At 65.5% G+C, this 22,460-nt stretch carries 19 protein-coding genes and 1 pseudogene; 8 read left to right on the forward strand and 12 right to left on the reverse strand.

Annotated features, from left to right (window positions below; all coding sequences use genetic code 11):
- Positions 1-16: 16 nt before the first annotated feature.
- Entirely contained in the window at positions 17-1,489 is a 1,473-nt protein-coding gene (locus tag AB3X99_RS32070) for an alpha/beta hydrolase (protein WP_368619188.1), read from the forward strand.
- A gap of 62 nt (positions 1,490-1,551) precedes the next feature.
- Here the strand turns inward: AB3X99_RS32070 and AB3X99_RS32075 are convergent.
- Positions 1,552-2,448: pseudogene (locus AB3X99_RS32075) on the reverse strand (S1C family serine protease); the annotation flags it as partial.
- Positions 2,449-2,981: 533 nt separating this feature from the next.
- Here AB3X99_RS32075 and AB3X99_RS32080 point away from each other — a divergent pair.
- The 3 genes from AB3X99_RS32080 to AB3X99_RS32090 all read left to right on the forward strand — a co-directional run bounded on the left by AB3X99_RS32080 (position 2,982) and on the right by AB3X99_RS32090 (position 7,275).
- Positions 2,982-4,031 carry an AI-2E family transporter gene (locus AB3X99_RS32080; RefSeq protein ID WP_069267055.1) on the forward strand — a complete coding sequence of 350 codons (1,050 nt, stop codon included), beginning with the start codon at positions 2,982-2,984 and terminating at the stop codon, positions 4,029-4,031.
- Positions 4,032-4,059: 28 nt separating this feature from the next.
- On the forward strand, positions 4,060-5,529 hold the full coding sequence (locus AB3X99_RS32085; protein WP_368619189.1) for an amidohydrolase family protein: 1,470 nt from the start codon (positions 4,060-4,062) through the stop codon (positions 5,527-5,529).
- Positions 5,530-6,102: 573 nt separating this feature from the next.
- Positions 6,103-7,275 carry a hypothetical protein gene (locus AB3X99_RS32090; protein WP_368619190.1) on the forward strand — a complete coding sequence of 391 codons (1,173 nt, stop codon included), beginning with the start codon at positions 6,103-6,105 and terminating at the stop codon, positions 7,273-7,275.
- A 50-nt stretch (positions 7,276-7,325) separates the two neighbouring features.
- Here AB3X99_RS32090 and AB3X99_RS32095 read toward each other — a convergent pair whose 3' ends face one another.
- The 4 genes from AB3X99_RS32095 to AB3X99_RS32110 form a co-directional block, all read right to left on the reverse strand.
- Positions 7,326-8,246 carry a LysR substrate-binding domain-containing protein gene (locus AB3X99_RS32095; protein WP_368605118.1) on the reverse strand — a complete coding sequence of 307 codons (921 nt, stop codon included), beginning with the start codon at positions 8,244-8,246 and terminating at the stop codon, positions 7,326-7,328.
- A gap of 81 nt (positions 8,247-8,327) precedes the next feature.
- Complete coding sequence (locus AB3X99_RS32100; RefSeq protein WP_368619191.1) at positions 8,328-9,470, reverse strand: porin; 1,143 nt, start codon at positions 9,468-9,470, stop codon at positions 8,328-8,330.
- An 82-nt stretch (positions 9,471-9,552) separates the two neighbouring features.
- Positions 9,553-10,593, reverse strand: coding sequence for an ABC transporter substrate-binding protein (locus tag AB3X99_RS32105; RefSeq protein WP_342949420.1), 1,041 nt, complete (start codon positions 10,591-10,593; stop codon positions 9,553-9,555).
- An 83-nt stretch (positions 10,594-10,676) separates the two neighbouring features.
- Complete coding sequence (locus tag AB3X99_RS32110) at positions 10,677-11,807, reverse strand: mandelate racemase/muconate lactonizing enzyme family protein (protein ID WP_368619192.1); 1,131 nt, start codon at positions 11,805-11,807, stop codon at positions 10,677-10,679.
- A gap of 251 nt (positions 11,808-12,058) precedes the next feature.
- On the opposite strand from AB3X99_RS32110, the gene AB3X99_RS32115 reads away from it, so the two are divergent.
- A complete protein-coding gene (locus AB3X99_RS32115; protein ID WP_368619193.1) occupies positions 12,059-12,658 on the forward strand; it encodes a GntR family transcriptional regulator in 600 nt (199 codons plus the stop codon).
- 15 nt (positions 12,659-12,673) lie between these two features.
- Entirely contained in the window at positions 12,674-13,408 is a 735-nt protein-coding gene (locus AB3X99_RS32120) for an aminotransferase class I/II-fold pyridoxal phosphate-dependent enzyme (protein WP_368619246.1), read from the forward strand.
- A gap of 27 nt (positions 13,409-13,435) precedes the next feature.
- Here the strand turns inward: AB3X99_RS32120 and AB3X99_RS32125 are convergent, their stop codons facing one another.
- A complete protein-coding gene (locus AB3X99_RS32125; protein ID WP_368619194.1) occupies positions 13,436-14,362 on the reverse strand; it encodes a carbon-nitrogen hydrolase family protein in 927 nt (308 codons plus the stop codon).
- 78 nt (positions 14,363-14,440) lie between these two features.
- Here AB3X99_RS32125 and AB3X99_RS32130 point away from each other — a divergent pair, with 78 nt between their 5' ends.
- Positions 14,441-15,352: a LysR family transcriptional regulator gene (locus AB3X99_RS32130; RefSeq protein WP_368619195.1), complete on the forward strand. Its 912-nt coding sequence runs from the start codon at positions 14,441-14,443 to the stop codon at positions 15,350-15,352.
- Between the two features lie 117 nt (positions 15,353-15,469).
- Positions 15,470-16,579 (forward strand): aromatic ring-hydroxylating dioxygenase subunit alpha, encoded by a 1,110-nt coding sequence (locus tag AB3X99_RS32135; protein WP_069267053.1) that lies wholly within the window; start codon positions 15,470-15,472, stop codon positions 16,577-16,579.
- Between the two features lie 36 nt (positions 16,580-16,615).
- On the opposite strand, the gene AB3X99_RS32140 is transcribed toward AB3X99_RS32135, so the two are convergent.
- From AB3X99_RS32140 to AB3X99_RS32165, 6 genes are all read right to left on the reverse strand, one after another.
- A complete protein-coding gene (locus tag AB3X99_RS32140) occupies positions 16,616-17,023 on the reverse strand; it encodes a DUF1801 domain-containing protein (protein WP_368619196.1) in 408 nt (135 codons plus the stop codon).
- Positions 17,024-17,125: 102 nt separating this feature from the next.
- Positions 17,126-18,589, reverse strand: a complete 1,464-nt coding sequence (locus AB3X99_RS32145) for a CHASE2 domain-containing protein (protein WP_368619197.1) — start codon at positions 18,587-18,589, stop codon at positions 17,126-17,128.
- 42 nt (positions 18,590-18,631) lie between these two features.
- Positions 18,632-19,246: an OmpA family protein gene (locus AB3X99_RS32150; RefSeq protein WP_342949426.1), complete on the reverse strand. Its 615-nt coding sequence runs from the start codon at positions 19,244-19,246 to the stop codon at positions 18,632-18,634.
- Positions 19,243-19,683: a FecR domain-containing protein gene (locus tag AB3X99_RS32155; RefSeq protein WP_368619198.1), complete on the reverse strand. Its 441-nt coding sequence runs from the start codon at positions 19,681-19,683 to the stop codon at positions 19,243-19,245. The genes AB3X99_RS32150 and AB3X99_RS32155 overlap by 4 nt, the downstream gene beginning before the upstream one ends.
- A 290-nt stretch (positions 19,684-19,973) precedes the next feature.
- A complete protein-coding gene (locus AB3X99_RS32160) occupies positions 19,974-21,281 on the reverse strand; it encodes an MFS transporter (RefSeq protein WP_368619199.1) in 1,308 nt (435 codons plus the stop codon).
- A gap of 91 nt (positions 21,282-21,372) precedes the next feature.
- Positions 21,373-22,455: a tartrate dehydrogenase gene (locus AB3X99_RS32165; RefSeq protein WP_368619200.1), complete on the reverse strand. Its 1,083-nt coding sequence runs from the start codon at positions 22,453-22,455 to the stop codon at positions 21,373-21,375.
- Positions 22,456-22,460 lie beyond the last annotated feature (5 nt).

Consider the following 22,460-nt stretch of genomic DNA (forward strand, 5'->3'; position numbering starts at 1 on the left):
GAGGCATTGACCGGACATGGCGAATTTCTTGACGAGAGCGTGGCTCCTTCGCTGGATCAAGCGGATTTCCCTTTTCGTGCTGATCGCATTCGTGTGCATTGCCGGCGTGCGGTTCTTCGACGCGCAGCGCAAGGCGCCGTTGAGCCTGTGGCACACGTACGTGCCGGAAGACATGCACGCGCACGAAATCGATCATGCGACGTGGGAGGAATACGTCGCCAACGAGAACCGCCTGTTCGACTCGGTGAAGAAAAACGTGACCGACAAGCTGCCGGCGGACGAACGCATTCCCGCCAATCGTTACTTCTCGGGCAGCCCGATTTATCCCGGGCACTTTCGTACCAACTGGAACCGCTCATACACTCTTATGCCAGAGGGCGCGCCGCGCGGCGTGGCAGTGATGCTGCATGGGCTGACCGATTCTCCCTATAGCCTGCGGCACATCGCGCAGCGCTATCAGCAAGATGGCTTCGCGGTGGTGGCGGTGCGCTTGCCGGGGCACGGCACCGTGCCCTCGGGGCTGACCGAAGTGACGGCGGAAGACTGGGAGGCGGCCGCGCGCCTCGCCGTGCGCGAAGCGCGGCACCTCGTGCCGGCGCCTGCGCCGCTGCATATCGTGGGTTTTTCGAACGGCGGCGCGCTCGCGCTGCAATACTCGCTCGAGGCGCTGGACGACCCGAGCCTGCCGAAAGCGGACCGCCTGATCCTGCTTTCGCCGATGATCGGCATTACGCGTTTCGCGCGCTTTGCGGGGCTCGCGGCATTGCCCGCGATCCTGCCTGCGTTTGCGAAAGCCGCGTGGCTCGACATCGTGCCGGAATTCAATCCGTTCAAGTACAACTCGTTTCCGGTGAACGGCGCACGCCAGTCGTGGCGGGTCACGCGCAAGATCCAGCAGGAAGTGGCGGACGCGGCGCGCAACGGCAAGCTGGCGGCGCTGCCGCCCACGCTCACGTTCCAGTCCGTGCTCGACTTCACGGTGAGCACGAGCGCGATCGTCAGTTCGCTGTATGCGCAACTGCCTGCCAACGGCAGCGAGCTCGTGCTGTTCGACATTAATCGCACGGCGCAATGGAGCCCGCTGCTGCGCGCTTCGATGCGTGACGCGCTGCGCCGTCTCTCGCCCGTGCCGCCACTGCGTTACCGCCTGACCGTGCTCACCAACGCCTCCGCCACCTCGCCGCACGTCGTCGAAGAGAGTACGGCGCCGAACGAGACAACGGCGAAAGTCGAACCCACGGGGCTCGACTATCCGCTCGATGTCTATTCGCTTTCACACGTGGCCTTGCCGTTTCCGGTGACCGATTCGCTGTACGGCCGCAACCCCGATCCCAACGACGACCTGGGCATCCATCTGGGCGCCCAGTCCGTACGCGGCGAAACCGGGGCGCTGATCGTGGGGGCGGGGCTTCTCACGCGGCTTTCGTGGAACCCCTTCTACGACTATATCGTCGAGCGTATCGACTACCTGGCGAGCCACGGGCCGTGAGCGCGCGTCTGGCGCGCGTCAGGCCCGGACCCGGCCAGGGTTTATGCGTGCGGCGCGAGCTCGACCTGTGCGGTCATTTGCTCGCCGTCGCGGGCCACGACGATCGATACGTTGCTGCGTGCCCGCGCGATCATGCTTTGCAGCTGCTCGACGTTGTCCACCTCGATGCCGTTGACCGCGATGATCACGTCGCCGGCGCTGATGCCAGCCGCCTTTGCCGCACCGCCAGCCTTCACGACGAGCACGCCGCCTTCCACGCCGATCTGTTGCGCTTCGTCGCCGCTGAGCGCGCGCACGGCCACGCCCAGACGCGGGTGCGCATTGCGGGCCAGCGTGGTGCCATTGCCGTGGCCGCCGCCCTGCACGATCTGATCCTTCATGTGCATGGCTTCGTCGATCGGAATCGCGAACGAGAGGCCCTGGAAGCCGCCCGTGCGCGAATAGATCATCGAATTGATGCCGATGACTTCGCCGTTCAGGTTGAAGAGCGGGCCGCCCGAATTGCCCGGGTTGACGGGCACGTCGGTCTGGATCAGGTGCGTCGGGCTATCTTCCGAAAGCTGGCGCGACTTCGCGCTGATGATGCCCGAGGTCACGGTGTTGTCGAGACCATAGGGCGAGCCGATCGCGACGACCCAGTCGCCGACCTTGCTGTTCGCCGGATTGCCGATCTTCACCGTGGGGAAACCCGTGCCGGCGATTTTCAGCACGGCCACGTCGCCTGCCTTGTCGGTGCCGATCACGCGTGCGGGGAACTTGCGGCCGTCGGTGAGCTTGACCGTCACGTCGTCCGCGCCTTCGACGACGTGATTGTTCGTCAGGATGTAGCCATCCTGGCTCACGATGAAGCCCGAACCCAGGGCGCCCGAATGGCCGTCTTCGGAGTCCGGGTTTTCCTTGACGACCTCGACATGGACCACAGCCGGGCCGTACTGCGCGACGATCGCCGAGAAGTTGGGCGCCGAGCCCCGGACGTCGTCTGCCTTCGGTACGGGTGCCGATAACGTCGTTTTCGTGATGGGGCTTTCGTCCGCGCTGGCGTGCTCATGGCTCACGACCCAGGCGCCGGCAAGCGCCACCGCTACACCGGCGATCAGGCCCCGGCGCCGATACTTGATGGTACTCATTGCTATGGTCTTCGAAGAGAGGGTGAAGGTGCGCGTAAGGTACGTTTAGCTGCTTAAACGTGACTTAAATGCAGGAGAGATCTTTTGACCGCGCGAAGAGTCGATGTGCGCGCAACGAAAAGCCGCGGCGCGGTTGTTCGGATTCCTCGCCAGCTAGCGCGCACGTCTTCTTCAAAGCGGCTAGTCTTGCGAAGTGGCGGCCGATCGCGCCCCGAAGACGCTTTATTGAGGGCCGGATGTGCGCGGCGAGGCGTGGATGGGTTGCAAACGTCTCGTGCCTGGTCCCCGCTTCGCCGCGCGACACGCTGTACGCAACCGCTGTCTACAACATCAACGCAACGTGGTTCGTCATCCCAAGCATCTCCATGAAACAGGATCTCGTCACGTTCACCTGCGTGGTCGTCATCGCAGTCATCACGGGGTGGGTGCTGTATATCGGGCGCCCGGTGCTGGTGCCGATCGCATTCGCGATCATCACGTCGTATGTGATCTACGGGCTTGCTGAAATCCTGCGGCGCGTGCCTCACGTGGGCACGCGCATTCGCGCGGGGGCGCGCTACTGGAGCGCGGCCGCGCTCATCCTCGTGGCCGCGTGGGTCGCGACCGAACTGCTGCTGTCCGACACTGACCGCATGCTGGCCGTGGCGCCGAAATACGAAGCCACGCTGCTCGCCTTGCTCGCAAAAATCACCGCGCTGTTTCATCTGGAGACCGAGGCTTCCTGGACGGCCTTCCGCCGCGAGCTGCTCGCGACCGTCAACGTCCAGTCGCTGCTCACCTCGCTGCTCGGCTCGCTCTCTTCGCTCATGGCAACGACGCTCGTCGTTCTGCTGTACACGGCGTTCTTCATGGTCGAGATGGGGCGGTTCCGCCGCAAGCTCTCCGCGGTCATGCGCGGCAAGGCGGACATGGAGCCCGTGATCGACGCCATCAATTCGAAGATCGGCACATATCTCGCGTTGAAAGCGCTGCTCGGCGTGGTGCTCGGCATACTCAGCTGGATCTGCATGCATCTGGTCGGGCTGGAGTTCGCGCCGCTGCTCGCCGTGCTCATCGTGCTGCTCAACTTCGTGCCGTATGCGGGGTCGCTCATATCCGTTGCGCTTCCCGCCTTGCTCGCCGCGCTTCAATTCGGCCAGTGGAACGAGTCGATCACGTTGCTCATTGCGCTCTCCGCGATCAACTTCGTGATGGGCAACGTGCTCGATCCATGGTTGATGGCGGGGTCGCTGAACCTGAGCCCCGCGGTCATCCTGATGAGCCTCGCCACATGGACGGCGCTGTGGGGCATACCCGGCGCCTTTCTCGCCGTGCCGGGCACCGTGGCACTCACGATCATTTTCTCTGCGTTCAGCTCGACACGGCCGCTGGCGCTGCTGTTGACGAAGGACGATGTAGTCAGGCGTGCAGAATAAAAGCGTGGCTTACTTTCACAGGTGAACTATGGCTTCCAGAATCGACCGCCGCGGCAATGCAATCCGCCCTGTCTCCGCCTGCCTGGGCGACAAGGCGCTCGCGGAGTTCGCCAGTCGCCGCATCAGCGCCGATCTTGCCCGTCGCGGCTTCCTGATCGGCATGGGCGCATCCCTGTTGAGCGCGGTGCTGCCCGAGTTCAGCAGCGCGCAGCAGCCTGGCGCCGCCGCTCCCGCCCAGCCCACGACCTTCACGAACTTTCGCCTGTTCGACGGCAAGTCCGCGGCGCTGCAGGACGGCATGTCCCTCGTCGTCGATGGCAACCGCATTTCGCAGCTGCGTCGGGGCGCGCCTGACGCGCAGAACGCGTCGGGCGGGCGCGTGATCGACTGCGGCGGCAAGGTGATGATGCCGGGCCTCATCGACATGCACTGGCATTCGCTTCTCGCTGCGGTCCCGATCGCGACCATCCTCCAGTCCGATCTGAGCTTCGTCTACCTGGCCGCGGGCGCGGAGGCCCAGCGCACACTCTTGCGCGGATTCACGACCATTCGCGACGTGGGCGGTCCCGCATTCGCGCTGAAGCAGGCCATCGACGCCGGCATGCTGAGCGGCCCGCGCATTTACCCCTGCGGCGCGATGATCACCACGACGGGCGGCCATGGAGACTTTCGTTTGCTGACCGACGTGCCGCGCACGAGCGGCCAGATCAGCGAGATCGAACGCACCGGCGCGGCCGCCATTGCCGACACGGCCGACGAAGTGCGCCTGCGTGTGCGCGAGCAGTTCATGATGGGCGCCACGCAGATCAAGCTCGTGGGCTGCGGCGGTGTGTCGACCCCGCGCAGTCCGCTCGACATGCTCACGTTCACCGAGCCGCAGCTGAAAGCCGCGGTGGAAACGGCGTCCGACTGGGGCACTTACGTGCTCGTGCACGCCTACACGCCGGAATCGGTGAAGCGCTCGGTGGCTGCCGGCGTGCAATGCGTCGAGCACGGACACCTCATCGACGACCGGACGGCTGAAGTTCTGGCGAAGAACGGCACGTGGTTGAGCACGCAACCATTTACCAGCGAAGAGGACGTTGCGCCGCTGGCGCCGTCGAGCCGCGAAAAGTTTCTCGAGGTGACAGCCGGGACCGACAACATGTACAAGCTCGCGCGCAAGCATGGGCTCAAGGTGGCGTTCGGCACGGACCTGATCTTTTCGCAGGCGCTGGCCACACGGCAAGGCACGATGCTCGGGCACATGACGCGCTGGTATTCGAATGCCGAGTCGTTGCGCATGGCCACTGCCACGAACGGACAGTTGCTCGCGATGGCGGGCGAGCGCAATCCGTATCCGCACAAGCTCGGCGTGCTGGAGGAGGGCGCATACGCGGATCTGCTGATCGTGGCGGGCGACCCGCTCCAGGACATGACGCTGCTGGCCAACCCCGATCAGAACCTGAGCCTGATCATGAAGGATGGCTGCGTCTACAAGGACGCGTTGAAGGCGTGACACTGTGGGGCGCGGGCTCGCGGCGTCACCAACGTACTTAAAAAACAGCCGAAAACAAACGGGTCGCGGTCGCGATTTGGCACGCAAATCGAGGGCGAAATATCCGCGCAGGCGTTCCGAACGCTGCGCTCATGGCGTATCAGCCACAGTCAGCCACACGATTTCTGTATCAAGATGTCACGGCGCGGGGACGCATCAAGCGGGCCCATCTGCCTGCGCAGCGCGGCCATCATGGCACGCCCCGAGCGGCCCCAGCGGGGGTCGAAATCCCGCCTGTCCTTATCCGCCATCTGGCCGATTATGCCGGTTGAACTTCGCGGCGAAGTAGCTCATATTCAAATCGACTATTTGTTACAACCGTCCAACGATCTGCGCAATAGAGTAGAGACTACAGCGAATACTTCGAATCCGGGCCGCCTGGTTGCCTCCGCTGCGACGCGCACCAGCCGCCGGTAGCCAACCCGAAACCATCCTGTCAAAGCTTCCATGCCTGCAATGTTCAACGAACCTGGCCGATCCAAGTCTGGTCCGTGGGGATGTCCATACTGCGGGACCGGTTTTAATGCGCCACTGATGATCTGTCCTCAGTGCGGCGCGAAGCAGCTTTCCTCTGGCCCGCGCACGTCGCCGGCCAGCGAATCCGTCGCGCCCGAATGGCACGATGGTTTCGCGCGCCATGCGCGCACGCAGTGGAACCCTTCTGCATTCAGCTTCAGCGGCGGCGCGCCGCGCGACAGCGATTACGAGCTGCGCGATGAGGCGCCTCGGGCGCCACGCTCGTGGTTGCCCTTCTATGCGATTGGCAGCGTGGTGTCGATCGCGTTCCTGTTGACCGCGTACATGATTTCGCACCGGACCGAGCGCGAGCCGACCCCGGGCGCCCAGATCGTGGAGGGCGCGATTCTCGGACCCAAGGCCACACCGGCCGCGCACGACTCGAAGCCGCATACGGTGCTCAGCGCGCCGCCCGTAGCCGTCGCGCAGTTGCCGCCTCCGGTTGCCAGTGTGCCGCCGCCTCCGGTCGCGAGCGTCAAGCCGCCTCCAGTCAATACAGCGCCGCCGCCCGTGGTGGCCCATGTCGCGCCGCCCGCACCGGCGCCGGCGCCTCAACCGACGCCTGCTCAAGTGCAGCCGCCGCGTACGGCGACCGCTCGCGCGGAGACCGCACCACCGCCGAGCGCTGCGGAAGAGCGCGCGCTCGCTGCAGCGAAGGCCAAGGCAGACAAGGCCAACGCGGAGAGGATTGCCGCCGCGAAGGCCAGGGCAGACAAGGCGAACGCGGAGAAGGTCGCGGCCGCGAAGGCCAACGCAGAGAAGGTCGCCGCAGCGAAGGCCGCCGCCGATTCGCGGGCCGACGTCTCGAGAAGTCTGGCGATGGCGCGCGCGAGCCTCGACAAGAACAGCCTCGGGCCTGCACGCAGTGCGATCAATTCCGCGCTCGCGGCACAACCGGGCAACGGCTCCGCGCTGCAAATGCAGGCCGAATTGACGTCGCGCGAAGATCAGCGCGATTCGTTGCTTGGCTACGCGCGGCTTTGCGCGCGCGATGGGCGGTGGGTGTGCGCCTGGCATAACGCGGGGCACGCACTGACCGTCGATTCGTCGAGCGGCGAAGCGCGGGAGATCCTCTCGCGTTCGATCGCGGCACAGGGCGCCGGCCACGTGGCACAGGGCGCGGGCCCCCCCGCGGCCACGATGAGACAGGTGGACTCGGGCCCGCCGGGGCCACCGATCGATCCCAACTGACGATATCCAAAGCGCAGACGCGGGTGCGTGACGCGAGTCATGCACCCGCGCTAGCGTTGCTGGCTGCCCTGTTCGCTGTGGTAGCCGACCAGCCAGTCGCTGAAGTTGCGCACGCGTAGTGTCTCTTGCACTTCGGGACGCACGTCGAGCCAGTATCCCGAAGGTCCCACCACTTCCACTTCGCTCAGTTGCACGAGCGTGCCGTTCTCCAGTTCGGGCGCGATCATGTGCCGGTCGGCAACGGCGATGCCCAGACCCGCCACGGCCGCGTGGATCACTTGATCGAGCGTGCTGAACTCCAGTTCTCCGCGCGGCGCCATCTGCACGTCGAGCGCCGCAGCTTCGAGCCATGCTTCCCAGACCAGCAGGCGCCGGTCGATATCGAGGATATAGAGCCACGGATGCTGCGCAAGGATCTCGCGCAACGCGTCCTGATCGGCGGCGGGCTGGCTGAACTCGCGCGCCGAGCCGACCAGCACGTGGCGCTCGCGCATGAGCAGCGTGCTCTGGCCGCCCGGCAGCGGTTCCATGCCGAAGCGGATCTGGCAATCTTCGTTGCGCTCCGTGCCGTGCAGCGGCCCGTATTCGTTGGTGACGGAGATGCGCAAGTCGGGGTGGCGCACCTGGAAGTCGCGCAGGCGCGGCGTGAGCCAGCGCGTGGCGAGCGTGGGCGCGGCGTTCAGACTGAGCAGGCTGTTCGACGGGTCGGCGCGAATCGTGTCGAGCGTATGGGCGATGCTGTCGAACGCGGCCTGCAGCGTAGGCAGCAGACGCTTGCCCGCGGCCGTGATTTCGAGCCGGTGATGATGCCGCATGAAGAGCGGCGTGCCGAGATAGTCTTCGAGCAGGCGAATCTGACGGCTGATCGCCCCCTGGGTCACGTGCAGGTTCTGCGCTGCCCGGGTGAAGCTGAGCGTGCGGCTCGCCTCCTCGAATGAACGCAGTGCCGATAAAGAGGGTAGGCGGCGCATGCAAGCCTCGCGATGCAGAAGCGCCGGCGCATTTTCATTCGCGCCGGCACGATTTCAGTAATAAGGACTGCGTGAAATACGTTAGAACGCGTGCGTGATCCCCACGCGGGCGACGGCCTGGTTGTCGGTGCCCGAGGGGTTGAAGCCCGTGATCTGCGCGTTTTCCGCCGAGCCCGCCGCGTGCTGGTACACGCCCATTGCATAGAGCGACGTGCGCCTGGACAGCGCGTACTGGCCGATCAGGTTGACCTGGTGGTACTTCGGCGATTTGTCGGTGGCGTGGTCCTGGCCCACCGTGTAGGTGTAGCCCGCGCCCACGACGAACGCGGGCGTCACGGCATAGGTGCCCGCCGCTTCGAAGTTCTGGAAGTGCAGGTCGCCGCGGCCGGTGGCCGAGGCGAAGTCCACGTTCGAGTAGTTCGTCATCAGCTTGAGGCTGCCGATCACATACGACGCGCCGGCCGAGAGGATGCCCTGATAGCGTGCGTTGGCGAGCGCGTCGCCGAAAATCGAGTTCACGAAGCTGCCGCCGCTGCCATAACCGGCCACCGCCGTGATCGGATCGTTCACGCGCAGGTAGCCGACGCCCGCGCTGAAGGAGGCGAGCGTGTAGGCCGCTGCCGCGCTATACGAGGCGTTCTTCGAGAACTGGCCCGCCTGGCCGCCGAACGAATAGTGGCCTTCGAACTGGAAGCCGGCGAGCACCGGGCTCACGTATTTCACGGCGTTGTTGACCGGGAACCCGTTGTCGAGGTTGTCCATGTCGTTCGGGTGTGCGAAATACCAGCCGCCGTAGTTGCCATTGAGCGAATACGGCTCGATCAGATCGACGGTGGCGTCCCATTGCTTGCCGAAGGTGATCTGGCCGTATTGGTCCGACTTGAAGCCGACATACGCGTTGCGCGAAAACGCGAGACCGCCGCCCAGACCGCCCGTCGCCGCGTTGAAGCCGCTTTCGAGCCGGAAGATCGCGGCGTAGCCGCCGCCCAGGTCTTCGGTGCCGCGCAGACCCCAGCGACTGCCGGCGGGCACGCCGCTTTGCATCTGTACGAGCTTGCTGCCGGTGCCCGGCACGAGCTGGCCGTTCGCGCCGTTCGCCACATTGCTGGCGTAGTCCACGCCGAGATCGATGAGGCCGTACAGCGTCACGCTGCTTTGGGCGTGCGCGCCCGCTGCGGCCAGCGCCAGCGCCAGCGGCAGCGCCGCGAGAATCTTCTTATTCATTTAAGTCTCCTTATCATGGAGCCGCGTTGCGCGGCCCGGCTTTTCTCGTTGGAATCGTTTTATCTCGTGGAGCGCGTCGCGCTTACGCGCCAAGCGACTTCTGCACCTTCTGCGCGACATCGGCGGGCACCCAGGTCTTCCACATTTCGGGGTGCTGCTTGAGGAACTTGAGCGCTTCGTCCTGGGCATCGACCTTATGCTCGGTCATGTCGAGAATCGTCGTGTTCAGGAAGTCGATGGGGAAGTTCACTTTCGAGAAGAACGCCATCACGTCGGGCTCGGCTTGATAGAACGGCGTCGAAACGCCGATCTTCAACTGCGAGACCAGATACGACGAGGCGCATGGCTGTGCGCTGTTGGCATCGCGCAGCGTCTTCCAGCACGCTTCGTTGAACGGGGGCATCTTGAGCTGAACGAACTTGTACTTCGCCATCAGGGCGGCCGGCTCCCAGTAGTAAGTGAGAATCGGCTTGCCGCGCGCGTAGGCCGAGGAGATAGCCGCGTCGAGCGCCGCGCCCGTGCCGGGGCGGAAGTTCGTGTAGGTGTCGTCGAGCTTGAGCAGCTTGAGCAGGCGCGTATTCACGCGTTCGCAGTCCCAGCCCGAGGGGCAATTGAGGAAGCGGCCGCGATCCGGTTCCTCGTCATCGACGAAAAGGCCTTTGTATTTGGGCAGATCGCTCACGGACTGAAGGTCGGGCGCGCTCGCCTTGATGCCGCGCTTCGCGTCGCCGTGCACCACATAGTCGGGCACGTACCAGCCTTCCTTCGTGCCGCCCGGCAGCGTGTCGCCCACGAGCTTGACCGAACCCGCCTTGACCGCGCCGGCGATGATCTCCGAGCGGCCCGTCCATTGCTCGGACCAGATCTGCAGGTCGTTGCGCGAGAGCGCCGTTTCGGTGGCCGCTGTGCTGCCCGGCACCGTGTCCGTCTGGCAGCTATAGCCGTTCTTGAGGATGTAGCGCAGCACTTCGCTCGTGAAGTTGCCGCTTTCCCATGTGACGCCAGCGAAGCGCACGGGTTTGCCCGCGCTGCACCAGGTGCCGGCGGCGTGCGCCGGCAACGCGGCGAGGGCGAGCGGGGCCGCCAGGCAGGCTGCGCGCAAGAGGGTGGTGAAGCGTTTCATTGTGTGTCTCCGTTTTATTGAAATGTTTCGGAATGCTTTAGATGGGGCTGGCATCTGGTTCGTTGCTGCGGCCCAAAGAGGTTTCAGTCGTAACGGCTGTCGTGTGCGCGTGTCGCGGCGAGCATGGCTTCGTCGAGTTCGATGCCAAGTCCTGGCGCATCGCTTAGCTCGATCCAGCCGTTCGCGTCGATGTCGATCACGCGCTTGATCGGGAAGTCGCGCCGCGCCGGCGTCCATTCAGGCGGGTCGTACGGAAACTCGACGAACGGTGTGTGCGCAGCGCCTGCCACGACATGCAGGTTCGCCGCGAGGCCAATGCCGTTGCCCCACGTATGCGGCGTGAAGACCTTGCCGTGCGCCTCGATTTGCGCCGCGAGCCGCCGTGCGCCTTCCATGCCGAGCGTGCTGACGACATCGGGTTGATAGACGTCGAGGCAGTCGTGCGCGAGGAGCGCTGCGAACTCGTGCGCGTCGCGTGTCATCTCGCCGCCTGCGATCCGCACGTCCGTTTGCTTGCGCAACTGCGCGTGGCCCGCGTAGTCGCCGCGATGCAGCGGTTCCTCGACCCAGTACACGCGATGCTTTTCGATCTGGCGAATCACGGCGAGCGCTTCGTCGGCGCGCCACGGCGCCTGGGTGTCCCACGGCATGCGCCAGCCCTGGTTGCAATCCACCATCAGTTCGATGTTCTCGCCTGCGGCTTCGCGCACGGCGGCGAGCGCGGCGAGATCGTCGGCGAGGGTCGGGCGGCCGAAGCGCACCTTGAGCGCCGGGAAGCCGCGGACGACGGCATGCTCGGCCCACTGCGCCATGCCGTCGAGCGTGCGATGCACGCCCGAGGACGCATAGGCCCGCACGCGTTTCGATCGGCCGCCGGCCATTTGCCAGCACGGCTCGCCGCGAATCTTCCCGGCGAGGTCCCAGAGCGCGACGTCGAGCGGCCAGAGGCGTCCCGCGTGGAAGCTGAGGTTCTCGAGCACTGCCGAGTGCCGCGCGAGGTCGAGCGGGTCAGCGCCGATGAAGAGATCCCGGTAGTCGTCAAAGCCGTACATCGCGTCGCCGGAGCCGATGCCAACGCGGCCTTCGCTATCTTCCACGCGCACGATCGTCGCCGGGAAGGCGCGCCGCGGGCGGCTGTCCCACGAGGCGGGGAACGGCGGGTCGAGCGGCAGCCGGTGCTGGCTCATGGTGATGCGTGCGATGCGAGTCGTCATGGCGCGTGGGGCGCCGCCTTGGGCGCGCAGCATTGCGTGGCTTACGTCTGAAGCTACGCAATGCTGCGCGCCGTGGGGCGGGCGATTGTCTCCTTGGCCTTGTCAGGCGTTACGGCATCCTAGAGGGTCAATTTCGTGCACTCAATGAAGTCAATTGAAGTAAATGACAGCCTTCATTTCCGCGGATTGGGCGCGATAATGACGCAGCCGTCGCGCCGTGCCGCGGCGTGCTGATCTCCTTCGGGAAAACCATGAATGGCTGGATGCCCACGCTCTCGCGCAGCAGCGAACCCAAGTACCGGGCGATCGCCCAGGCCTATTCACAGGCCATTCACGGCGGCCAGATGCTGCCCGGAGAAAAGCTGCCCGCGCACAGGCTGCTCGCGAAGAAGCTCAGCGTCACAACCGGCACGGTTAGCCGTGCTTATGCGGAGCTGGAGCGCGGCGGTCTCGTGGTGGCGCGCGTGGGAGATGGCACCTATGTGGCCGAGCCCGACGCCGACGGCGCGCGCATCCAGGACCGCACGCGCAGCGTGCCCGAGTCCAGCGAGCGGGCCGCCGCCGCGCAGGTCACGCCCGGTGCGCCGGGCGTCCATGCGCCGGGACGCCTGATCGATCTCGGTCAGAACGTGCCGATGCCGACCGACGAAGCCTTCCTGTTGACACAGACCTTGCGCGAGCTGGCCACCGACGAGCGCCTCGCGGGCGAACTGCTGCTTTATCAGCCCGAAGGCGGGCGCCGCTCGCACCGCGAGGCGGGTGCGCGCTGGCTCGCGCGCATGGGCTGCACGGTGGCTGCAGAGCGTGTGCTCGTGACGCAGGGCGCGCAGCACGGACTTGCCTGTGTGTAAATCGACGAAGAGGGCATCGTCCCCGCCGCGCTCGAGCGCGCGTGCGGGCTACTCGCCCCGCGCGCGCTCTTTTGCGTGCCGACGCTGCACAACCCGACCACGGCGACGCTCTCCGAAGCGCGCCGCGCGCAGATCGCGGAGATCGCGATGCGCCATCACCTCGTCGTGATCGAGGACCTCGTGCCCGCCGCGTTGCTCGACGCGCCGCCCACGCCGCTCGCCGCGCGGCTGCCCGAGCACGGCATCGTCATCAGCAGTCTTTCGAAAGCAGTGGCGCCGGGCCTGCGCGTGGGCTATGTGCAGGCGCCGCAGGACTGGGTCGGCAAGATCCTCGCGGTGATACGCAGCGACTGCTGGATGACGTCGCCGCTCGCAGCAGAGATCGCGGCACGCTGGATCGTGGATGGCGAGGTCGATCGGCTCGTCGCGCAGCAGCGCGCGCAGGTGGACGCGCGCCATGCGATCGCCGCCGAAGTGCTGGCGGACTGGACGTATCGCACCGATCCGACGAGCCCGCATCTCTGGCTGCCGCTCGCCGAGCCCTGGCGCGCCGCCGAATTTTCCGCGGCGCTGCGTCAGGCCGGCGTGCTCGCGAAAACGGCGGACAGCTTCGTGATTGGCCGCGGGTCGGCGCCGCACGCGGTGCGCCTGAGCCTCGGCGGCGCGCGCAGCCACGAGGCCCTGCGAGAAGGGCTGGAACTGCTGGCGCGCACGCTGCGCAACGGGCCGGAAGGGCTTTATTCGGCCTGACGGCGCGCCTTTCGCTTCCGCGCGGCGTTACTCCGCGATGAACGAGACCGTGCGCTTGCGCCGTTCGTCGACCGCAAGCGCGAACACATCGGGCCGTGCGTAGTGGCCCACCACATCGAAATCGTAGCGGGCGCGCGTGAGTTCGTCGGTATCGATCTCGGCGACGATGAGCCCGGTTTCACCGCGCAGCGGGCCGGCCAGCACATCGCCGAGCGGCCCGACGATCAGGCTGCCGCCGTTGATGAGCGGCCGGTTCTCGTCCCAGCCCGGCACTTCGACGCCGAGCGCCGCGGGCGAAGGCTGCACCTGGCAAGCGCTGATCACGAAGCAGCGTCCTTCGTGCGCGATATGGCGCATGGAGCATTGCCAGATGTCGCGCTCATCCACGGTGGGCGCGCACCAGATCTGCACGCCCTTCGCGTACATCGCCGTGCGCAACAGCGGCATGTGGTTTTCCCAGCAGATGGCCGTGCCCGCGACGCCTGATTGCGTGCGAACGGTCGGCAGCGTCGAGCCGTCGCCCTGCCCCCAGATGAGCCGTTCCGTGCCCGTCGGCATGAGCTTGCGATGCTTCGCCACGAGCCCCTCACCCGGATTGAAGAACAGCGCGGTGCAAAAGAGCGTGCTGCCGTCGCGCTCGATCACGCCGATCACGAGCGATGCGCCGCAACGCGTCGAAAGCTCCGCGAGCGCTTCGGTTTCCGCGCCGGGCACGTCGACCGCATTTTCGTAGTAGCGCGCGAATGCCTCGCGGCCTTCGGGCAAGCGGTAGCCGAGGCGCGTGCCGAATATTTCTCCCTTCGGGTAGCCGCCGAGCAACGCCTCGGGCATGACGACGAGCTTCGCGCCCGAGGCGCGGATCTGCGCTTCGAACGAGAGAATCTGTTCCAGCGTGTGCGCTTTGCCGGCGGCGGACGAACCGATCTGCAGCGCGGCGACTTTCGACTTGGCCATGATGGCTCCCAGGGGTTGGACTGCCCACATCTTTCCACGGCGATAAAATCGCGAGAACGTATATCGATACTATGTGATATGAACCAGTTTGATATCGCCGGCGTGGACCTGAATCTGCTGAAGATATTCGAGGCCCTGTTCGAAGAGGGCGGGGCGAGCCGCGCCGCGATTCGCCTCGACATGACGCAGTCGGCCGTGAGCGCGGCGCTCAGGCGTCTGCGCGCGCTCTATGCGGACACGCTGTTCGTGCGCACCGGCCGCGGGCTCGCGCCGACCTCGCGTGCGCAGGAGCTCAAGCCCGTGATCAGCGAAGCGCTCGACCGTTGCCGCCATAGCCTCGCGATCGCCTCGCCCGATGCCACCACGTTTCACGGTCGCGCAGTTTCCATCGGGCTTTCGGACGACTTCGAAGTGGCTTTCGGCCGGCGCATCATCGAAACGCTGGAAACCAGCGCGCCGGGTCTGCGCATCATCTTTCGCCAGACGCATAGTCAGATCGTCGCCGATGCGCTTGCCAATCAGGACATGGATCTGGCCGTCGCGGCGGGGGGCTTCGCTTCGCGCGGGCTGAGTCACCGGGTGCTCGGCGAGGGCAGCTATGCGTGCCTCGTGGACGACGCACCGCGCACGCCGCGGCGTTTGACGCTGAGCGACTACGTGTCGAGAGGCCACATCCTGGTGTCGTCGGGCGGCGTCGTCGGAATCGTCGACGAAGGGCTCGCCGCGCGGGGCCTGAAGCGCAATGTCGTGGCCTCGACGACGCATTTCGCCGCGTTGCCCTTTCTGCTCAAGGGCACGCGCAGCGTCGCCACGATTCCGCGCCACGCGGCCGAGGCGATCGCGCGCGTGACGGGCCTGAAGCTGCTCGAGTGTCCGATCGATCTGCCGCGCTATCCCGTGGAGCTCGGGTGGCGCAACAGTTCGCTGCGCGACGCCGCCATCGTCAAGGTCCAGGCGGCCATCATCGCGTGCTTTCCGGCAAAACACTGATCGACACGCATGCGCCATTCGCGTTGAATGGGCGGGCACGAGAATTGCGTCGACGTACCGATTTCCCGGAACGACGATAACGACCATATCGACGGACTCGACAAGGAGTTTCTCCGCATGCGCGCAATGCCTTTCCCCGACGGCTATACGATCGAGTCACATTTGCAGGAACCGCGCGACCTGCGCCGAGTGCCCATTCATCCCGATCACTGGTATCCGCTTGCCTGGTCGCGCGAACTCAAGCCCGGCAAGACGCTGGGCACGCATTTCGCCGGCGAGCCCATCGTGCTCTTTCGCACCGCGTCCGGCGCGGTGCACGCGCTCGAAGACCGCTGCGCGCATCGCCAGGTGCCGCTGCATGCGGGCGTGGTGGAGGGCGAGTCGCTTCGCTGCGGCTACCACGGCTGGACCTACGATTGTTCGGGCCAATGCGTGGACGTGCCTTACCTCGGCAGGGAGCGCCTGCCCAACGGCGTGCGCGCCTATCCGTGCCGCGAGGCGCACGGCATGATCTTCGTCTTTCCCGGCAACGCCACGCTCGCCGAAGCAACGCCGCTGCCCGTGCTGGATTCAGTCACGGACAAGGCATACAAGACGCGCCGCTTCGGGCAGGAGGTGAAGTGCCACTACTCGTTCATGCACGAGAATCTGATGGACATGAATCACCAGTTTCTGCACCGCCGCCAGATGGGCCAGATGCGGGCGCGTTCGCTTGGCCGGCGGCGTGGCGAGAACTCCATCGAAGTGGACTACACGTTCGCGCGCATGGCGGGCAAGCAGCCCGCAGGCGAGGCGCTCGTGTTTGGCGCGAGCAAGAACCGCGCGGACCCGAGCGATCAGAGCGTGATGACGATCCGCACGGAATATCCGTATCAAACGCTGAAAATACGCTCGGGCGACGACTCGCTCCTCATGGACCTGTGGATCGTTTATGTGCCGCTCGACGCGCGGCAGCGCACGAACCGGACTTTTGGACTCCTTTCGATCCGCAGGCCCGCCATTCCCTTCCTGCTCGACGCGGCGTGGCCGCTGCTGGTCTGGTTCACGGAGCGCATCTTCAAGGAAGACCGCACCATCGTCGAACTCGAACAGGCCGCGCACGACAACCAGGGCGCCGACTGGAATCACGAAGTGTTTCCTGTCATCAACGAATTGCGCGACCTGCTGCGCGATTGCGGCGCGCGCACCGTGATTCCCATTCGCGAGATGATCGAGGCCGACGCCTGAGGCGAAGGTGCTGTGACGCGCCGCCTCCCGCTAGCGTCAGGCCGTTCTGCGGGCGCGCGGTTTGGCAGGTGCCTTTTTCTTCGCGTTGCCCTGGTTGAATTCGATCGCCGCGCGAATGAGCGCTGTGAGCGCGCGTTTGTCGACCTTGTCGCCCTCGAGCCAGTCGATGGCGCGCCGCGCGTTGCCGTCGAGCCCGGCGTTGAACAGCTGCTTCGGGTCGGGCAGACTCGCGCCGTACAGGAACGTAAGCTTCACCTTGCCCTTGTGCGCGTTGCCCACGGCGATCATGCCGTCCCGATACCACACGGGGCTGCCCATGTATTTCCATTCCTCGACGATCGCCGGGTCGGCTGCGAGAACGGCCTCGCGCATCGCGACGAAGGTTTCGCGGCGCCAGTCGGTGAGTTCCGCGATCAGCTGGTCAATCCGTTCCGATGGGGTCATTCGCGCTCCGTGCTTGCATGACTTCCTGTTGTCGGGCAATCAGGATCGTAATGTAGCACCGAGGTTGCCAGGTCGAAGCCATGCAGGCAACCGAAGCAATCGTTAAGTGTTGGTCGTCGCGCTCGAACCGGGCGTCTTGGCGGAGGCGGATGCGTTGTGCGCTTCCGGCTCCATGAGGGAGATGGTGAAGAAACTGCCCATGACCGCGGAAAGAATGATGAAGATCGATGCGGCATCGACGAGGAAGCCGAAATAACGGAATACGAGGAAGCAAATCGAAAGCGTCAACAAGTTAAGCGTAAGACCGATGATCGCGGAGGCCTTCGGCACGGCGCGCATGAAGACGGCAAGCCGCGAATCGTTGCGCGGCACATACCAGATGAAGAACAGGCCGAGCGCGAGGATGAAAACCGTCTCACACCAGATCAGCCAGTCCGGGCGCTGCAGGAATCTGCCCTCGAAAATCGTTTCGATGACCTGCGCCTGAATCTCGATGCCGGGCACCAGTTCGCCTAACGCCGTTGTGCGCATGTCGGTGAGGCCCGTGCCGGTGAGGCCGACGAGAATCAGCTTGTTGCGGATGCGGCTCGCATCGACCTTGCCCTGCAACACATCGCGTGCGGAAACATAACGCTGCTGCGTACGCGCAATCGAGGCGAAATGCAGCCAGATATCGCCGTCGGGCTGCGTGGGCACCCGCACATCCGCCACGCCGACGGCGCGCACGCCGGATGGGCCCGCGAACACCTCGATGGCTGGCGAGCCGGTGGCCACGCGCAGCATTTCGATGGGCAGGCTCGGCACAAGTTTGTCGCCAAGACCCAGCACGAGCGGGATGCGCCGTACCGTGCCCTGTTCCTGTGCAACGTTGAGCATGGCCTGGCCGTGGGCGGCGCCCTGCAATTCGGGGAGGCTCGCGAGCACGTAATTGAAGCGGTGAACGTTCGCGAGGGCGTCCGGGCCGTGCACGAGCACGGGGGCGCTCAGGATGTCGGTGCGCGTCGTGGAGGTCGCGTAGTCGAAGGCCGCTGCGCCGAGAATCGAAGGGGATGCGCGCAACGCGGTCGCGAGAATGCGCTCATGGCTGGGCAGCGCGCGCAGTTGCGTAGCGAGCGCGGCCTCCGAGGCGGGCAGGTTGTCGGCCACGATGCCAGGCGAGGTCTGGTCGGGCTCGGGCATGTAGATGTCGAGGCCGATCGCCAGCGGTCTGTTCGCCTCGATCGCATCGACGAGCCCGGCGAGGCGGTTGCGCGGCCAGGGCCATTGGCCGAAGGTTTCGAGCGTCTTGTCATCGATCTCGACGATGGTCACCGGCTGCGTCGTTGGCACACGCGGAAAGCGGCGCTGGTAGTGGTCGAAAAGAAGCTGGCGTGCCGAGCCGAAGGTGTCGGGCAACACGCTATCGAGCGTGTCGAGCAAGGCCGGCCGCGCAATATCGCCGGGCCATTCGCTGCACAGGTTGATGAACAGAAGCGTCAAGAGCACCGCGAGCGCCCAGGGGCGCCCTTTGCGCGCCCGGATCATGCGCCTGAGGAAGGCGATGCATGAGTTGCGGTAGCGTTTCATGGCGGCATGGGATCGATGAAGCGCATCGCGGATCGATACGGATTACTGAACGGTGATGACCGCGCGACGGTTTGCCTGGTTGGGCACGCCGTCCGCAGTATGGACGAGCGGCTCGCGCTTGCCTCGGCCTGCAACTTCGATCTGCTGCGCGGGTATGCCTGACTTGACCAGAAACGACGCCACGCTTTGCGCCCGGCGCATGGAAAGCCGGTCGTTGAACTCCTGGGAGCCTGCCATATCGGTGTGGCCGACCACCGTGAGGTGAGGCGCGGGCCAGTTCGCCAATACCTTTTTCAACTCGGCGACGGTGGCCGCGGACTCGGGCGCAAGCTGCGTGGCGGAGTCGAATACGAAGTTGATCGTGAACGTTCGGGGCCTGGGCGGCTCTGCGGCCAGCAGGTCGCCGTACTGGGCATCCACCGCGGCTTTGTTGCCGGCGGTTTGCTCGATCGCACCGCCTTTCGAAACATCGGCGCGCGTGTAGGCCTTATTGATGACTTGCGTCTTGCCGCCGTTATGCACGATCACGTTGCCGACGCTGCCGTCCGGGTTGGGCAGGAGCGTGATCTTGTCGGGCGTGCTGCACGCGCAGAGGCACGCGCACAGCGTGAGCGCCATGCATTGCGGCAGGCAGTGTGCGGCGTTCGTCGTCTTCAATGATCGGTCTCCCCGCTTCCTCCCACCTCGATGATGAACTCCGTGCCGCGTACGCCGAGTGTGGTGGTGGGCGTGCTGTAGCGCACGGCTTCCGGATTGGCCTTTGCGAGCTTGCCGTCGACCACGGCGAGCGAGCCGCGCTTGATGCTCACGTCGAGCGCGCCGTCGTAGGTGGTGGTGTTGAATGCAAACTTGTTGAGATCGAGAACGGAGTTGGCGCCCTCGGTCAGCAGCGTGTTGTCGCGCAGGGTGATGCCGACGGAAGACGCGGGGCCGGTCAGGACGCGGTCGCTCGCGAACACCTCGCTGCCTACCGCGACGCCGACCGGCTGACTCGCACGCTCGATATGCACCGAGCCTTTGATCGTCTTGACTATGCCAATTGCATCGGCTGCGTGCGCATCGAAGGCTGGCGGGCACCCGCAGGCGAGAAGCAAGGCATATTGGATGGCTTGGCTACGCACTGGCGATACCGTTTGGCGAAACGAACGTGAGGGCTCGCGCCGGGTCTCTCGGGCACCCGGCGAGGATAGTGACTCCGCGCGGCCTGCTCCGTGCGCTAGCGCACATAGTGCAAGCGCACTCAACGTGCGCCAGAATCGGCAAAACCTCCGCGGGACGATCGTGCAGGCGCTGCTCTGGACCGAAGCCTATGCGTGATTGCGGTGCGATTGGCGGGCAAGGCCTGACGCACCCGGCCGATGCCCGCGCAAGGGCCTGCCTGCTTTCAGTGATCGTGCCTTACCTGCGCCATCACCGGCTGGCTCGCCTTGCGGCTCAGCATCAACGTCACGACCGCGGAAAGCGCGAGCGCCGCGCCAACGACGTACAAGCCCGCGGCATAACTCCCGGTCTGGGTTTTCAGCCATCCGATCACGGCGGGCCCGACGAACCCGCCGAGATTGCCGATCGAATTGATCATGGCGATGCCCGCTGCGGCCCCGGCGCCGGAGAGGAACATGCTGGGCATGGCCCAGAGCGGCGCCTTGGCGGCGCTGATGCCGACATTGACCACCACGAGCGCCAGCACGATCATCAGCGCGGTACTGGCCTGCCCCGCGAAGACGAAGCCCACGCATGCCAGGACGCAGGGAATCACGACGTGCCAGGTGCGCTCCGCCGTGCGGTCGGAGTGCCGCGCCCAGAGAATCATGGCGACGACCGCCACGATGCTCGGAATCGCGTTCAGCAGCCCGGTTTCGAGCGCGCTGAAGCCATATTGCCGGATGATGAGCGGCGCCCACAGGCCCAGCGTGTACAGGCCGGCCGAGGTGCCGAAGTAGATCAGCGCGAGCGCCAGCACGCGCGGGTCGCGCAGGGCGCTCAGCGCCCCGGCTGTGTGGCCTGCGTGGCCTTCGCGCGTTCTCGCTTCGTCGGCGAGCTTCGCCATGAGCCAGTCGCGCTCTTGCGGCTTCAGCCAGTGTGCTTTCGAAGGCGCATCGGTGAGAACTTTCAGGACCACGAAACCTAGCAGCACAGCGGGAACCGCTTCGATCACGTAAAGCAGCTGCCAGTTGGCAAGCCCGAACAGGGTCGGCAATTGCATGAGCGCGCCGGAAATCGGCGAACCGAGCGCCGTCGAAATCGGCGCCGCCGCCATGAACCACGCCGCGGCTGCCGCGCGTTGCTTCGTCGGGAACCAGAGGCTCAGGTAGAGGATGATGCCGGGGAAGAAGCCCGCTTCCGCTACGCCGAGCAAAAAGCGCAGCGCATAGAAACTGGTGGGGCCGGTCACGAAGGCGGACGCCGCCGAGACAATGCCCCACGTGACCATGACGCGCGCGATCCAGATGCGCGCGCCCACGCGGTGCAAGATGAGATTCGAAGGCACTTCGAACAGAAAGTAGCCGATGAAGAAGAGGCCGCCGCCGAGGCCGAACGCCGTGGGAGAAAGGCCGATCGCCTTGTTCATCGTCATTGCCGCGAAGCCCACGTTGACCCGGTCGAGAAAGCTCACGAAATAGAGCAGCATGACGAACGGGATGATGCGCCACATGAGCTTGCGCGTGACGATTGCTTCGGTATCCGAATTCACGTGTCTCCTCCCTGGAGGGTTCGGCGGGGGCATGCGGGTATTTTTGGTGTCACGCGCCCCCGTGTCTGCTTTTTTAACGGCGCGCTAGCGCTCAGGCAGCGACGGCCGCCTTCTCGACGAGTTCGCACACCGCGGCCGTGACCTGCGCCGTGGTCGCCTTGCCGCCCAGGTCGCCGGTGTGCAGCGCGGGGTTCGCGGTCACGGTCTCGATGGCCTGCATCACATGAGCGGCGGCTTCGGTCTCGCCGAGGTGCTCGAGCAGCATCGCGACCGACCAGAACGTGCCGATCGGATTCGCCAGTCCCTTGCCCATGATGTCGAAGGCCGAACCGTGGATCGGCTCGAACATCGACGGATAACGCCGCTCGGGGTCGATGTTGCCGGTCGGCGCGATGCCCAGGCTGCCCGCGAGCGCGGCGGCGAGGTCGCTGAGAATATCCGCGTGCAGGTTGGTCGCGACGATCGTATCGAGCGAAGCCGGGCGGTTGACCATGCGCGCCGTGGCGGCGTCCACCAGTTCCTTGTCCCACTTCACGTCCGGGAACTCCTTCGAGATCTGTTGCGCGATCTCGTCCCACATCACCATGGCATGGCGTTGCGCGTTGCTTTTGGTGATGACCGTGAGCAGCTTGCGCGGGCGCGACTGCGCGAGGCGGAACGCAAAGCGCAGGATGCGCTCGACGCCGGCGCGCGTGAGAATCGAGACATCGGTCGCGGCTTCGAGCGGATGCCCCTGGTGCACGCGGCCGCCCACACCCGAATACTCGCCTTCGGAGTTCTCGCGCACGATCACCCAGTTCAGGTCTTCGGGCTTGCAGCGCTTCAGAGGCGCGTCGATGCCGGGCAGGATGCGCGTGGGGCGCACGTTCGCGTACTGATCGAGGCCCTGGCAGATCTTCAGGCGCAGGCCCCAGAGCGTGATGTGGTCGGGCACGTCGGGGTCGCCCGCGGAACCGAACAGAATGGCGTCCTTGTTGCGGATGGCGTCGAGCCCGTCGGCCGGCATCATCACGCCGTGCTGGCGGTAGTAGTCGGCGCCCCAGTCGAAGTTTTCGAATTCGAACGCGAAGCGCTGCGTGGTTTTCGCAAGCGCTTCCAGCACTTCCTTGCCCGCGGGCACGACTTCCTTGCCGATGCCGTCGCCGGGAATGGTCGCGATGCGATAGGTCTTCATGTCTC

Source organism: Paraburkholderia sp. BR10882 (assembly GCF_040948855.1).
GTDB classification, from domain to species: Bacteria; Pseudomonadota; Gammaproteobacteria; order Burkholderiales; family Burkholderiaceae; genus Paraburkholderia; species Paraburkholderia nodosa_A.